Raw genomic sequence first — 15354 nt, forward strand, 5'->3', positions numbered from 1 at the left:
GACAACAGGAAACCTAGTGTCTCGAATGTCGTCCGAGGGCGGTTTCGTGCGACGGCGGAAGGACTGTCATGCTTCACACGAAAGCTTGGCTCATCTGCAAACTCTATGCTTGCCGTGCAGCAGGTCGAGTCGTATACTCTTGACAGTCGTAGAGCTTTCGCATCGGCACTGAATTGACCCAGCTTCGCAACTAACTCCCTGACCCCGAGGCTTGTGGCCTCTGGGATGTCTCGTTTTAGGCGAGCTGTGCAATAGAAGCCGATCTCAAGGACTCCAACGCAGGATGACGCGCACCGGTTTGCGGGGCGCGAAGCGGCCACACCTGCCGTGGGTTTCTACGTCGCCCGGTCTGACGTCATGGTCTGGCGTGATGATCCGTGGGCCGCATGCAACGAAACCCTTTAGAGGAGCAGATGAACGACTTGCTGGTGGAACGATTCTTCTCAGTCTCAGTGGAATTGACCGACGGACGCAGCACCCAGTTGAAGGTGCGTGGCGAATCGCCGGCCGAAGTGTTCAAGGACGTTCGTGCCCGCGCGGACGTGCGGCGCGTCGGGAAGGTTGTGGAGATCGACGAGGGCTCGTTCCATTCCGAGCGACCGATCTCGTCGGCATCGTCTGTCCCTTCCACCTCGACGTCTTCGGCGACTTCTTCTGGTAACGGCTCGTCGTCGCGGTCGGCGTCGAAGCCTTCGGGCGGCAATGATCGCGTAGCAACTGATCGCCCCGCAAAAGATCACGGCACAAATGATCGTGCTGGCACCGATCGCCATCAGGGCGAGGATCACCAGTCTCCGTCCGATCCAAAGACGCCGCGCGAAGCCTTGATCGGCTTCACGATCTCCGGCCCGCGCGTCATTCGCAGCGTGAAGCCGGTGGCGTACGAGCGTCCGACGAACCACTTCCGCGCCCCGATCCCCAAGTTCAACCCGCTGCCGCCGCAGTCGAAGCCGGCGTTCAGCCCGTTCGGCCCGGTGAAGGGCCCGGTCGCGAACGATCCATCGCGCCCGTCGGTGTTCGCCAAGCCGGCCCCTGCCGCCGAAGCCCCCCAGGCCCAAGTGCCCGCGCCGTCGTCGGAGGCCCCCGCCACCGCCGGTGATAGTGCGACCGTCGTCGAGCGCGATTACCGCATCGTCAAGAGCCGTCGCCAGAGCGGCGAGCCCTACCTGCTGCAGCGCGGCACGTGGGGTCAGGTCAAAGGCAAGCGGGCGTTCATCGTCGAATGGGAAAAGGGTTTCGATTCCCGCGAGAAGGCCGAGAAGCAGCAGACCTGGCTCGAACAGATGGCACGCGAGTCTGCCGAACTGAACAACGACGAAGAGTAGACGAAACGCGGACGACGCGAACAGTAGATGAGACAATGACCCCGGATCCGTCCGGGGTCTTTTTCGTTGATCAAAACGTCCGTCCGGTAGTCCGTTCCGGGTCCATTCCTTTTAGCGCCATCCCCGAAAGGGTGGGCTGACGCTGATTGCCGGTTACCCCTTCGAATATCCAGACGTTTGCGGCATGCGTGGGTACATTCTGTGGTCTTCCGATGGTATCCTGCGGGCGCGTATGGTCCTCGCGTCACACGTCATTCTCAGTTGCTACGGATTCTGGTTGCCGAATGAAGAGCGTGGTTCCTGGTCCGATTTCGTGAGGAACTGGGAGCTCTTCTATCGGTACGGTGGTGCGACGAAGGTGGATACGTATCGTTCCGTCGCTGACAAACCTTATGACCGGGAGCGACGTCGAGAGTCGCGGAAATCACTCACGTACCCACCTGTTGAGTTCAGCGGTGTGCAGGCCCGCGAGGTAGGTCTCGCGTTCGCGGACAAGGCGCAAAGGGCAAACTACTCGATCCATGCCTGTGCGATCATGAGGAATCACGTTCACCTGGTGATCGGTCGGCACAGGTACGATTTCCTCCAGATCGCAAACCTGCTGAAGGGTGCCGCGACCACGCGGTTGACTCAGCGGAACCTCCATCCGCTCCAGCAGTGTCGAACTCCGCGCGGCACGATTCCTTCTCCATGGGCCCATCGGTGCTGGGTGGTGTTTCTCGATTCTGAAGTCGATGTCCGGCGTGCAGTCAAATATGTAGAAGACAATCCGGAGAAGGAAGGGAAGAAGCGGCAAGTGTGGTCTTGCGTGGTTCCCTACCCTGCGCGGTGATCGGGTGCCAGCCCACCCCTTCGGGGATGGCGCTAAAAGTTGGGGACGTCGTGTCGCGATTCCCGGGCCCAGTGGGCGCTCATTCCCCGAGCGTCCCACGTGTGACACCGAGTTGCTTAAGCACTTTCAACTGGCGCCACGCCTTTCGACCATCGTCCTGTCCCGTCAGGACCGTCGCGTAACGGTCGAGGATCTCGATGGTTTGTTCCGAGGATTCGCGGAGGACTTCGATGCGAAAGTCGACGATGCCCAGTTCGCGCATCTTCGGCACGTATTCCGCCCCGCTTTGCGCGACCCCGTTGTAGACCGTGTTGCGGCAGCCGACGTCGGCGATCAGCGGGTTGGCGACGCCGGCGCGATCTTTGAGATCGACCCGGTGGTCGTCGCATGGCCGGCCACAGTCCTTGTAGCTGGTGCCGCTGCTGAGCGTGTGGCAGAACACGCAATGCTCCATATGAAACATCGGCATGTGCTGATGGATGACCGCCTCGAAGTGCCGCCCGGAGATGTGCCGCAGCATCGCCGACATCTGCGTCCAGTTCAGGTCGTAGCTGGGTGTCATGCGTCGGACGTTGCGCTCCAGCAGGATGCCAGCCGTCAACTCGTTGGCGACGTTTAGCGCATAGTCGGCGATCAGCGGCATGTGCGGTGCGTGGCTGGCATAGAAGCTCAGGCCCGCCAAGTTGCGGACCAGGACCAGATCGGGCTCGCAGGCGGCGACCTGCCGCAGCAAACCTTCCTCGCCGGGTTTGATGACGCGGACGGTCGCCAGGCCGATCGGTACGCCGGCCTCGCGAGCGATGGTGACGGCCTCTTTGTATTTTCGGATGTCCTCGAAGTCGGCATAGACCGTGCTGGCGCGAAGGCTGGTCCGCGTATCGCGCCACGAGACGGCGGTTCGAAGCTGATCGAGCGTGCGGACGAGAACGTGAAGATGAGGCCGCACAGCGTTGGCGGCCACTAACGAATCGTGTTCGGTGCCACAGGTCGCCGGTACTCCGGAGACCTGTGCCGAATCGCCGGCAACGCACGGGTCTGCGGAGTACCGCCGACCCGTGGCACCAGAAATGTCATTTGCGGCCGGCGTGACGACCTTCAACTCCGTTCTCAGGTTCTCCAGCGCTTCCGGATCGCCGATCTCCCGCCGCTCGGCCGCGTCGCGCAACGCGAGCAGCTTGGCGACGGCGTCGCGCCGCAGCTCGTTCAGCACGCTCTTGGGCACCATCGCGAGCGACCCCTTTTCCAGCCCACGAACACGTCGCAGTTCGAACGGCGAATCGCCGAGTCGGCCGAACTGCTCGCGGAAGAGGGCTTCGGTCAGGGGGAATTTCTGCGCGGCCGCGAGGGGCTGAGCCCATTCGACGGTTACGGCGTGGCTTGTCGCATCGCTGACGCGAATCGACAGTACCTGTCCGACGACCGCCGACACCTCGACGTCGATCGGCGCACGATTCGTGACGCCTTCACGGGCGAAGGAGTGTTCCAGTCTTTTGCGGACGGCCGGGTCGTCGGTCTTCCAGACGATCGCGCCGACGGCGACGGCGGACAGGTTGACGGCGGCGCGGTCGAAGCAGAGCTCGACGCGTCGTGGCGACTTCGCTGAAGGCACGCTGCGTCCCGCGGCGGGCACACGGCCGAGTGCCCCTACCGGAAGGTCTCGGACGGCCATCACCCGGCCGCCCTGCTCGTCCTGCTCGGGGTGGCCTTCATCGAACACGATGCCGTCGCCGGGTTTTAGCTCGGTACCGGTCGCGAAGCCGTTGGGGCCGCGCTGGCTTCCGCCGGCGGCGACTAGTTCCACGACGACGCCCCGATCTGTATGACTGACGACTTGCCCCACCCGCACGCCTCGGCTCTTGGGGAATCGTGCGTGCACCAGCCGCTGATGGTTCACCCCGTCGAGGAACCCGTGCGAGAAGCCGCGCGAAAAGCTCTGGGCCAGCTCCAGTTCCCGCTCTTTTGAAAGCTGGAACGGCAGGTTGTCGTCGATCGCATCGATCGCCGACCGATAGGTTTGCGTGGTCGCGGCGACGTAGTGGGCGCTCTTGAGACGGCCTTCGATCTTGAACGAGCAGACGCCGACTTTGGCTAACTCATCAATGATGTCGTAAGCGGCCAGATCCTGCGGGCTGAGCAGGTAGGCCTTGTCGCCGAGATCTCGGAACGTGCCGTCGACGATCAGATCGTAAGGCAACCGACAGGCCTGGGCGCACTGGCCGCGGTTGGCGCTGCGGCCGCCGATCGCTTCGCTGGTCAGACACTGGCCCGAATAGCTGACGCATAGCGCGCCGTGGATGAAGATTTCCACCGGCATGTCGGTGGCGGCGGTGATCTTGCCGATGTCGCCGGCGGATAGCTCGCGGGCAAGGATCACACGCTTGACGCCCAGCGACCGCACGAACTCGACGCCAAGCGGCTCGGTCAGGGTCATCTGGGTCGAGCCGTGAACGTGTAACCGTGGCGCGAGCCGGCCGATGAGCCTGGCCAATCCCAAGTCCTGCACGATGACGGCGTCTGCCCCCGCTTCGGCGACGGCACGAACGAACTTCACCGCTTCCGGAAGCTCGTCGGAGAAGATCAGGGTGTTGAACGTGACGTACCCGCGCACATTGTGCGAGTGGAGGTAGTCCATCACCCTCGGCAGTTCTTCGAGCGTGAAATTGGTGGCGCGATGGCGGGCGTTGAAGTTAGACAGGCCGAAATAGACCGCATCGGCGCCGTTGGCAACCGCGGCGCGCATCGCGTCGAAGTCACCGGCCGGGGCGAGAAGTTCAGGCTTGGTTGGGACGGTTAGAACAGGCATGTTTTTGTTCCCTCTCCCCCGTACTCGGGGGAGAGGGGTAGGGTGAGGGGTCGAACGTCAGGCGTCTTGATTTCGCGCCATGGGCTATTTCCTCTCAACTTGCGGGCCACGCCCATCGCCGCTCGGCCCCTCACCCCGGCCCTCTCCCCCGAGTACGGTGGAGAGGGAGCGAGCCAGCTCCGCCGGGTCGGTGGTCGGCTGCTGGCAGGTGTAGTTCTGACAGACATACGCCGCCGGCTTGCCATTGATCGGCTTCATTTCCTTAATGAACGCGAGTTTCTCGCCGAGCCACGCCTGCCCGGCCCCGCCGTCGGCGGCCAGGATGATACGGTTGGGCAGGTAGCGCTTCTGAACTTCCGCCAATAGCGCCTTGGCCTCCGGCGATGCCGGGTCGCCTGCAATGACAATCTGCCTCGGCTTGCCCATGTCGAAATCCGCCGCGGTCAGCATATAGGGCAGCGCCAGCGGCGACTGCCGCATGCGTCCACTTGCCGAGGCGATTGTCTTCTTCGCCTTCTCGCGCATTGCGGGAGTGTCGGTCATCTGCGAAAGGCGGTGCAGGTTCATCGCGGCGACGGAATTGCCAGCCGGTTCAGCGCCGTCGCTCTCATCTTTCATGCGAAACAGCAGGTTGGGGTCGGCGTCGCCGCTGCTGAAGTAGCCGCCGGACTTGTCGTCCCAGAACAGCTTGTCCTGCGTCTGCTGGAGCGACGCCGCCCAGGCGAGCCACTGATGGTCCAGCGTCGCCTCATAGAGATCCAGCAGCCCCTGGGTCATGTAGCTGTAGTCTTCGAGCAGGCCGTCGACCTGCGTTTCGCCCTGCCGGTAGCGTCGCTTGAGGATACCAGTCTTGGCGTCGTAAAGCCGTTCGCGGATGAAGCCGGCCGATTTCACGGCGGCATCCAGGTACCGCTGCTCCTGTAGTGCTGCGCCGGCTTTGGCGAAGCCGCTGATCATCAGGCCGCTCCAGCTTGCGAGCGTCTTGTCATCCAGGTGCGGGCGAGGGCGCTTGCCGCGCTCGGCAAGCATCTTGCTCTTGGCGGCGTTCAATATGGACTTCATCTCGCCAGGCTCGATCCCTCCCTGCTTCGCCGATTCCTCAATCGTTTGGGCGAGGAACAAGACGTTCAACTTCGGGAAGTAGTTGCGGGGATCATGCTCGACATTGCCGCCCGGCTGCATGCCGAAATGCGACAGGATCGGCTTGGCCTTGGCAGCGCCGAAGAGCGATTCAATGTCGCCGGCCGACCAGACATAGAACGCGCCTTCGGCTTTGGCCGAACCGCCGGGTCGCACGCTGTCGGCATCTTCGGCGCAGTAAAACTGTCCGTCGGGGCCGGTCAGGTCGCGGGTGACGTAGTCGAGGATACCGCGGGCGATGTCGGCGTACCTGGCGTCGCCGGTCATGCGATAGCCGTCGATGTAGACGCCCGCCAGTTGCCCCTGGTCGTAGAGCATCTTTTCGAAGTGAGGCAGGAACCAGCGCGGGTCGGTGCTGTAGCGGTGGAACCCCCCGCCCAGGTGATCGTAGATGCCGCCGCGGGCCATGCCGTCGAGCGTGGCGAGGTACATCTTGCGGGCGGCGGTGCGATTGGCGTCCTCGGGGGCGGTGTGGGCGTAGTGGGACAGGAACTGCAGGGTCGGCGGCTCGGGGAATTTGGGGGCGGTGCCGAAGCCGCCCCATTTTTCATCGAATGTCGTCTGCAGCCGGTTGAACGCCGCCGTGAACACCAGCCGCGACACTGCAACGTCGCCCCCGGCGGCAGGTTCGCCGGCGGTGGCTTGGCGGAGCATGTCGGTCACGCGATCGGCCGACTCGGTCACCTTCTGCTGCTCGTCACGCCAGAGCTGCCCGATTTTGGTCAGGATCGTGGTAAAGCCGACCATCTCGCCGCGGGTCTCTGGCGGGAAGTAGGTGCCACCGAAGAATGGCTTGCGGTCGGGCGTGAGAAAGACGGTCATCGGCCATCCGCCGGAACCCGTGGTCGCCTGCACGAACGTCATATAAATGCGATCGACATCGGGGCGTTCCTCGCGGTCGAGCTTGATGGCGATGTAGTTCTCGTTGATCAGCTTCGCGATCGCTTCGTTCTCGAAGCTCTCGCGTTCCATGACATGGCACCAGTGGCAGGTGCTGTACCCAATCGAAAGCAGGATCGGTTTCTTCTCGGCTTTGGCTTTGGCAAACGCCTCCTCGCCCCAGGGGTACCAGTCGACGGGATTGTGGGCGTGCTGCAGGAGGTAAGGCGACTTTTCCTTCGCCAGGCGGTTAGTGTGCCTGGGTTGGGTGGCGGGCGTTTCCGCCGCCAGAGCGGTGACGTCTATCACACAGACCGCCGCGATCAGGAGTGATAGGGTCATTCGGCAATTGAAGCGCATGGGCGTCCTGTCTCGTGGGTCGATCGAGGGAAAACGGTCGTGGCGGGCGGACACGGCTATCGGACCACCGGGCATATGCTATGCCAGCCGAAATGAAAGAGGAATCGCGGGCATTGCCGACGATCCCGCGGATCGCTCGCGCCGACAACGCCGGCCCCGCGTGCCCGCGCTGACGGTTAAGAATGGCCCCTAAGCCGTCGATACACCTGACGCGTAGTCTAAGCGGATGAAGTCGCGGCCCCGGATCTGATTGGGCGGTCGAACCTATGGAAGTCACGACCGTCGAGAACCAGCCTGTCGCAGGGCTCACGCCAGAGGAGACCAGCCTGTGGCGGTTCCGCGGTGCAATCAAGGTAGGCAGTGCGATCGTCGAGCAGGGGACATTTTCGCTGTCGACCTGGCTACTGCAGACCTTCATGGTGCGGTGGCTCGCCGACGAGGCCGACTTCGGTGGCTTCTCGATCGCATTCGCATGGTTCCTTCTCGCCGGTGCCGCGCACAACGCCCTGGTGATCGAACCGATGATGGTCTACGGCGGCAAGCGCTACGCCGGGCAGATCCGCCAGTACTTCGGCGTGCTGGCAGGTGGCAGCGTCTGCGCTTCGGTGAGCATGGCCGTGCTGCTTGCGGGCGTGGGGCTCGGATATGCAACCTTCGGCCATCCGGGCGTCGCGGCGGCTTGCTGGTCGCTCGCCGGAGCAGCACCGTTCGTGTTCCTGCTGTGGCTCATGCGTCGAACCAGTTACGTGACCCATCGGCCCCACCGCTCGGCAATCGCCGGCGCAGGGTATCTGTTCGCGATGGTGGCTGGCTTTGTGCTCCTGCATCAGGCCGGCCGGTTCACGGTGCCGATGGCAGTACTTGTGATGGCGGTCGCGTCGCTGGGTGCTTCGATCTGGCTGCTGCGATCCGAGGCGGTTGTGTGGCCCGCCGGAGCGAACGATTCGCAGACAAGCCAATCCCTGGCGATCTCTGTTCGGAACGATCACTGGCGGTTCGGCCGGTGGATGCTGCTGAGCGGGCTGGCAGGAATGATCGCGAGCCAGTGGTTCTTCGTGGTACTGCCCTGGTTTACGGATGTCGGTGCCGGCGGCGCGCTCAGGGCGCTGTCGAACCTGTTTCAGCCGGTCGTGCAGGCGATCATCGCCTTCACCGGCGTGCTGTTACCGGTCCTGGTCCGGGCGGTCGGAACGCCGCGTTACGTGGCACTCGTCCGAAAAGCGATGCTCGTTATGGTCGGCGGGCCCCTGCTCGCGTGGCTCGCCTGCGGACTGCTGTCGAGCTGGCTGGTGCGGCTGGTGTATTCGGGACGATACCTCGACGACGCCCCGTTGCTGTGGCTGCTCGGGTTGCAGCCGGCGGCGGCGGGCTTCATTGCGGTCGTCCACGCCGAACTTTGCGTGGCCGACCGCCCGGATCGAATGTTCGCCGCCAGTGCCGCCTCGCTGGCATTCACGCTGACGGCCGGCACGGCGTTGATGTATTTCGGAGGGATGTGGGGTGTGACGGCGGCGACACTGGGTGCAATGCTGCTCAACGCGCTTGTCGCGTGGTACTTCGTGCGGACGGGCCCTCGCCTGTCGTCCGGCGCGGGACATCCGGATGACGGATCTCGCGGGGAGACTGGGATATGAGCCGTGAACCCATAAAAGTTCTTTTCGTCGCATTCGGTTGCGAGCCCGGCCGCGGCAGCGAACCGGGTGTCGGCTGGGGGTTCGTAGACGAGGAATCCCGCCGTAGACCGGTCTGGGTTCTGACGCACGCGCAGCAGAAGGAAGCCCTCGACAACTACATCGCGACGAAGCACAAGCACTACGCCATTCATCCCGTGTATGTCAGCCTTCCGGGGCTCGGCTGGCTCTGGAAGTCTCATTTCGGCATCAACGTCTACTACTACCTCTGGCAGCTCAAGGCCGGGCGGATCGGACGCAAGCTTCACGCAAAGATCGGGTTCGACATCGTTCAGCACGTGTCGTTTACCCGCTACTGGATGCACACCGCCGCGGCCATGGTCGGCGCGCCGTTCGTCTTCGGTCCAGTCGGGGGCGGCGACAGCTACCCGGCCGCATTCTGGTCGGAGTTGCGTTTCGGAGAGCGGCTTCGTGAGTACTACTGGAAGATCGTTCGCCTCGTCATGGAGCACGACCCGCTGCTGGTCCGCACGCTCCGAAGAGCGCGGGCGACCATCGCCAGCGGCGCCTACGCCCGCGAACAACTCGAACGACTCGGGTCCAGGAACGTCGACGTGATGTGCGCGGTCGCCCCCACGCCACAACTGCCTCCGCCCGGCCCGGGCCCCGGACCCGGCGATGTCTTCCGGTTCGTCAGCGTCGGCCGGGTGCCCCGCTGGAAGGGCGTGCATCTGTCGCTTCAGGCGTTCGCAAAGGCGTTCGGGCCGGGGTCGGCCAACGCCGGCAACCAGAACGTTCATTACACGATCATCGGAGAAGGCTCGGACCTGTCACGCCTCAAGCAGATGGCGCAGGACCTCGGCGTTGCCGATCGCGTGACTTTCGCCGGCGACCTGCCGTACGCGGCCTGCCTGGAGCACCTCGCGACGGCCGGTGCGGTTCTCCACACGGCGTTGCGGGACTCGGCCGGCCTGGTGTTCGAGGCGCTCTCACTCGGCGTTCCGGTGGCGTGCTGCGATATCGGTACGCCGTCGCTCCTTGTGGACGACACGAGCGGCGCGGTCATTCCCTCGTCCGGCGGACCCGACGACGTGATCGCCCGAGTTCGCGACGTAATGCTCCGCTGGCACGGCGACTTGGACCACTACCGCACCCTCCGGGCCGGCGCCGCAGCTCGGTCGCGCATGATGAGCCGCGCCGCCCGCGGCGACATGCTGGAGAAGATCTACGAAAGGGTGGCGAAGGAGAATGGGTCGCCCTCAGGGACGAGCCACGGTAAGCCCGAAGGTGCATCGGGCACGACCCAGATCGAAGGCTCAAAGGGCATGAACGGGCGGTCTGCCAACGCCGAATCGGCAATGCGCTCGGGGACGGCAAACTCGCCCCGGCTATGAGTCGCGACACGGCAGGTTCCAGGGCACAAAGCCATGACGACGATGCAAAAAGAAAACTTGATCCACACCGCCGACGCTCTGCCGTCGATGTCGCGCGCCGGTTCGAGCAGTGCCGACAAGCCGGTGTGCCGGTTCTGCGGCACCGGGCTTTCTCATACGTTCGTTGATCTGGGCACCAGCCCGCTGTGCCAGCGGCACGTGACGCCGCAGCGGTTCAACCAGGCCGAGAGCGCGTATCCGTTGCACGTCTATGTCTGCCACGAATGCTTCCTGGTTCAGCTGCCGTCCTATGTCGCCCGGGAAGAGATCTTCGACGGCGAGTACGCCTACTTTTCCAGCTACGCGATGCTGGAGCACGGCAGGAAGTATGTCGAGCACATCATCCCGAAGTTGGGCTTGAAATCCGGCAGCCACGCGGTCGAAGTCGCGAGCAACGACGGCTATCTCCTGCAGCACTTCCTTCCGTACGGCATCAGGGTGCTGGGAATCGAACCGACGTCCAACACCGCCGAGGCGGCACGCAAGAAAGGCGTGGCGACGATCTGCAAGTTCTTCGGTGTTCAGACGGCAAAAGAGGTGCTCGCCGAGCACGGCCCGGCCGACCTGATGTCGGCCAACAACGTGCTGGCGCATGTCCCGGATATCAACGACTTTGTGGGCGGATTCAAGAAGCTGCTCGCCGCCCGCGGCGTGGCGACGCTGGAGTTCCCGTCGCTCTACAACCTGATCGCGAACAACTACTTCGACACGATCTACCACGAACACTTTTCGTACCTGTCGTTCACGACGGTCGAGCGCATTTTCGCCCATCACGGGCTCACGCTGTTTGATGTCGAAGAAATCGGCACGCATGGCGGAAGCCTGCGCATCTTCGCGAGACACACCGAAGATGGATCGCACCCGGTCACCCCCGCTGTCGAGGCGATGAAGGCCAGGGAGAAGGCCGCCGGTCACTACTCTCTCGACTATTACCGAGGGTTTGACGAGAAGGTGAAGGAAACCAAGCGGGCGATCCTGTCGTTCCTGATCGACGCGAAGCGGGCGGGAAAGTCGATCGCGGCATACGGCGCGCCGGGCAAGGGCAATACGCTCCTGAACTACTGCGGCATCCGCACAGACTTCATCGACTACACGGTCGATCGCAGCCCGGTGAAGCAGGGCAACTACCTCCCCGGCACGCGCATTCCGATCTGCCACCCCGACAAGATCAGCCAGACGAAGCCGGACTACCTGTTCCTGCTCGCGTGGAACTTCAAGGATGAGGTGATGAAGCAGATGGCTCACGTGCGCGAGTGGGGATGCAAGTTTGTCGTGCCGCTGCCGGAGCCCTTGGTATTGGATTGACTCCCTCTCCCCTGTACTTGGGGGAGCGGGGATCGGAATGAACATATGTCATTGAAACCCACAACCGCCGACGCCGTGGTCGCTGCCGACCTCGATGCCATCTGCACCAACGCCGCCGACGAACTCTCGGCGATGTCGGGGCATTCCGTACTTGTGACCGGCGGTGCCGGGTTCCTGGGCTACTACCTCGTGCAGGCGATGACGCACTGGAACCGCCGACACGAAGGCCGCAAGAAGATCGACGTCACCGTCTGGGACAACTTCTCGCGAGGGGCCCCGACCTGGCTCACGAGCCTGGCCGACAGCGGCGCGGTGACACTCTCGAAGCAGGACCTCCGCGATCCCCTGCCGCAAGGCATGGGCGACTACGCCTGGATCGTCCACGCCGCGTCGATCGCGTCGCCGATCTACTATCGCAAAGACCCCATTGGCACGATGGACGGCAACGTCAACGGGTTGCGGAACCTGCTCGACTACTTCCACAACCGGCACAAGACGGGGAAACCGGCGCTGGGCTTCCTGTTCTTCAGCAGCAGCGAGATCTACGGCGACCCCGACCCCAAGAACATCCCGACCCGCGAAGACTACCGCGGCCTGGTGAGCTGTACCGGCCCCCGCGCCTGCTACGACGAAGCCAAGCGCTACGGCGAAACGCTCTGCGCCAACTTTTTTCGCCAGCACGGCCTACCGACGAAGTGCGCTCGCCCGTTCAACAACTACGGCCCGGGACTCAAGATCACCGACGGCCGCGTGCTACCCGACTTCTGCCGAGACGTGCTGGCCAATCGCGATATCGTAATGCTGTCGGACGGGTCGGCCACCCGCACGTTCTGCTACAGCAGCGACAGCATCACCGGGTATCTCAAGGTGCTGGTCAAAGGTCACGGCGGCGAAGGCTACAACATTGGCACCGAAGTCCCAGAAATCAGCATGGGTGATCTGGCCCGCTTGGTCGCTCGGCAGGCCGGCGAACTGTTCGGCTACAAGGGCAAGGTTGTCACGCAGGCGAGCAAGGACAAGGACTATCTCGTAGACAACCCCAACCGCCGATGCCCGATCATCGAGAAGGCACGAACACACCTCGGCTACGACCCGAAGGTCGATCTGGAAGAAGGTCTGAGGCGGACATTGCTCTGGTACGCCGGCAATCCGACGGCGGAAGAAAAGTAGGGTCCGCCTTGGCGGACGCGAAGTACCCGCCCATCGGTCCCCTCGAACCCGTTGCTTCCGCCAAGGCGGACCTTACAAGTACAAATGGCTTTGAACATCTCCATCATCGGCACCGGCTACGTAGGCCTCGTCACCGGCGTCTGCCTTGCGAGCAAGGGGCACCGCGTCACTTGCGTGGACATTGACGTCGCCAAGGTGGATGCCATCAACACCGGCCGAGCGCCCATCCACGAAGAGGGCCTCCCGGACTTGCTCACCCAGTACGCCGGCAGAACGCTGACGGCGACGACCGATCTGCTGTCGGCGGTTCGCGGCAGCGATATCACCTTCATCGCCACGGGCACACCGTTCGACGGCAAAGTCATCGACCTGAAGTTCGTCAAGCAGGTGTCGGAGCAGATCGGTGCGGCGCTGGCGACTAAGCACGGCTATCACGTGGTGGTCGTCAAGAGCACGGTCGTTCCCGGCACCACAGACGACGTCGTCAAGCCGCTGCTGGAGAAGCATTCGGGCAAGCGGGCAGGCCGCGACTTCGGCGTCGGCATGAACCCCGAGTTCCTTTCCGAAGGCGTCGCGATCGAAGACTTCATGAAGCCGGACCGCATCGTCCTCGGCGGGATGGATGACCGCTCGATTGATCTGCTCGGGCAGGTCTACGCGTCGTTCGACGACAGCGTGCCGAGGCTGCGAACCAACAATCGAACCGCCGAGATGATCAAGTACGCGTCGAACGCGTATCAGGCAACCTGCATCTCGTTCGCGAACGAGATCGGCAATCTCTGCGCATCGCTCGGCGGTATTGACGCGCTCGACGTGATGGCGGGCGTTCATCTGATGAAGGAGTTGTCCCCCACGGTCAAGGATGCCGGTTCAAGCTCGCAAGACGCTGCCGCTAAGCCGCGGCGCGTCCGCGCCGGGATCACCAGCTTTCTGTCCCCCGGTTGCGGGTTCGGCGGAAGCTGTTTCCCGAAAGACGTCAAAGCGCTGATCGCTCACGGCCAGGCCAAAGGCGTTGCCATGCCGCTGCTGGAGTCGGTCATCGAGATCAACCGACATCAGCCGATCAAGGCGGTCGATCTGCTGGAGCGAAGGCTCGGGACGCTCATGGGTAAGCGTGTCGCCGTGCTGGGCCTAGCGTTCAAGCCGGGGACGGACGACATGCGGGAGTCGCCGTCGATTCCGATCGTGAAAGAACTGCTCGATCGCGGGGCTGCGGTGCAGGCGTTCGATCCGATCGCCACCGCCGAGGCCAGGAAGATCTTCAACGGCAAGCTGACCTACGCCGAGAGTCTTGAGCAGGTCATCGAGCGGGCCGACGGCATTCTGCTGGTCACCCGATGGCCGGAGTTCAAGCGGCTGCCGGAACTGCTGGCCAGGCACAACGCGACCGCAGCTTTCGTCGACGGGCGTCGCCTGATCGACAGGAACGCCATCCCCGGATACGCGGGCATTGGCCTGGGGCTGTAGAGATCGACATCCGGGCCGAACCCGTGCAGTCTTCTGGCCTGGGCATTCTCGGACCTCCAAATCCCGAATCTGGTCGATTCACCTAGCCGCCGGCGCGTCCGATGCTGTGGACGGGCGATTGTGTTCTCGCCAACCTCGCCGTCGCAGGTCGCGGCGGATGCTTGGAGCGTCTTCATGAAGGTCGTACTTTTCTGTGGAGGTCAGGGGCTTCGCCTTCGCGAGTTCTCCGACAGCATTCCCAAGCCCATGGTGCCGATCGGTTATCGACCGGTCATGTGGCACCTGATGAAGTACTACGCCCATTACGGGCACAAGGATTTCATCCTCTGCCTGGGGCACAAGGCCGACTACATCAAGAAATACTTCCTGGAGTACGAAGAATCGCTCAGCAACGACTTCGTGCTCAGCAAGGGTGGCCGCGAACTCAAGATGCTCGCCACCGACATCGACTCCTGGAACATCACGTTCGTGGATACCGGCGTGCAGTCGAACATCGGGCAGCGGCTGATGGCCGTCAAGGAACATCTCAAGGGTGAAGAGATGTTCCTGGCGAACTACAGCGACAATCTCACCGATGCCCCGCTTCCGGACATGATCGACCACCTCAAGAGCCAGGGCGCGGTCGCCAGCTTCCTGAGCAATCTGCCGAGCCAGAGCTTCCATATCGTCAAGTCCAACGAAGCGGGAACGGTGAATGAGATTCTTCCCGTTCGCGATTCTGGCATCTGGCTCAACGGCGGCTTCTTCGTGCTCAAGCAGGAGATCTTCGACTACATCAATCCGGGCGATGAGCTGGTCATTGAGCCTTTCAACCGGCTGATCGAGAAAAAGCTGCTGACGACATACAAGTATCCCGGGTTCTGGGCCTGCATGGATACCTTCAAGGAGAAGCAGGTCTTGGAAGACGTCTGGACCAAGGGCCATGCGCCGTGGGAAGTCTGGAAGAACCCGCGCCACGTGACCACCGCCCGTGCCGGTTGATTCGCTCCTGCCCGGCGACACGGCCGGA

10 protein-coding genes are annotated in these 15354 nt (G+C 63.2%); 8 read left to right on the forward strand and 2 right to left on the reverse strand.

What is annotated here, in order from left to right; genetic code table 11:
- Positions 1-413 precede the first annotated feature (413 nt).
- Entirely contained in the window at positions 414-1325 is a 912-nt protein-coding gene (locus IPV69_RS07925) for a hypothetical protein (protein ID WP_206294476.1), read from the forward strand.
- 232 nt (positions 1326-1557) lie between these two features.
- Entirely contained in the window at positions 1558-2157 is a 600-nt protein-coding gene (locus IPV69_RS27895; RefSeq protein WP_390884383.1) for a transposase, read from the forward strand.
- 79 nt (positions 2158-2236) lie between these two features.
- On the opposite strand, the gene IPV69_RS07935 is transcribed toward IPV69_RS27895, so the two are convergent.
- Complete coding sequence (locus IPV69_RS07935; RefSeq protein WP_206294478.1) at positions 2237-4960, reverse strand: U32 family peptidase; 2724 nt, start codon at positions 4958-4960, stop codon at positions 2237-2239.
- 84 nt (positions 4961-5044) lie between these two features.
- Positions 5045-7321 carry a thioredoxin domain-containing protein gene (locus IPV69_RS07940; protein ID WP_206294479.1) on the reverse strand — a complete coding sequence of 759 codons (2277 nt, stop codon included), beginning with the start codon at positions 7319-7321 and terminating at the stop codon, positions 5045-5047.
- Between the two features lie 284 nt (positions 7322-7605).
- On the opposite strand from IPV69_RS07940, the gene IPV69_RS07945 reads away from it, so the two are divergent.
- The 6 genes from IPV69_RS07945 to IPV69_RS07970 all read left to right on the forward strand — a co-directional run bounded on the left by IPV69_RS07945 (position 7606) and on the right by IPV69_RS07970 (position 15326).
- Positions 7606-8973, forward strand: a complete 1368-nt coding sequence (locus IPV69_RS07945) for a lipopolysaccharide biosynthesis protein (protein ID WP_206294481.1) — start codon at positions 7606-7608, stop codon at positions 8971-8973.
- A complete protein-coding gene (locus IPV69_RS07950; RefSeq protein ID WP_206294482.1) occupies positions 8970-10364 on the forward strand; it encodes a glycosyltransferase in 1395 nt (464 codons plus the stop codon). The genes IPV69_RS07945 and IPV69_RS07950 overlap by 4 nt, the downstream gene beginning before the upstream one ends.
- A 42-nt stretch (positions 10365-10406) precedes the next feature.
- Positions 10407-11708, forward strand: a complete 1302-nt coding sequence (locus IPV69_RS07955) for a class I SAM-dependent methyltransferase (RefSeq protein ID WP_206294483.1) — start codon at positions 10407-10409, stop codon at positions 11706-11708.
- A 45-nt stretch (positions 11709-11753) separates the two neighbouring features.
- Positions 11754-12878, forward strand: a complete 1125-nt coding sequence (locus IPV69_RS07960; protein ID WP_206294484.1) for an NAD-dependent epimerase/dehydratase family protein — start codon at positions 11754-11756, stop codon at positions 12876-12878.
- Positions 12879-12962: 84 nt separating this feature from the next.
- The gene (locus tag IPV69_RS07965; protein WP_206294485.1) at positions 12963-14345 is read left to right on the forward strand and encodes a UDP-glucose dehydrogenase family protein; all 1383 of its coding nucleotides are present in this window, start codon (positions 12963-12965) and stop codon (positions 14343-14345) included.
- 174 nt (positions 14346-14519) lie between these two features.
- On the forward strand, positions 14520-15326 hold the full coding sequence (locus tag IPV69_RS07970) for a sugar phosphate nucleotidyltransferase (RefSeq protein WP_206294486.1): 807 nt from the start codon (positions 14520-14522) through the stop codon (positions 15324-15326).
- Positions 15327-15354 lie beyond the last annotated feature (28 nt).

It is taken from the genome of Humisphaera borealis, assembly GCF_015169395.1.
GTDB lineage: Bacteria > Planctomycetota > Phycisphaerae > Tepidisphaerales > Tepidisphaeraceae > Humisphaera > Humisphaera borealis.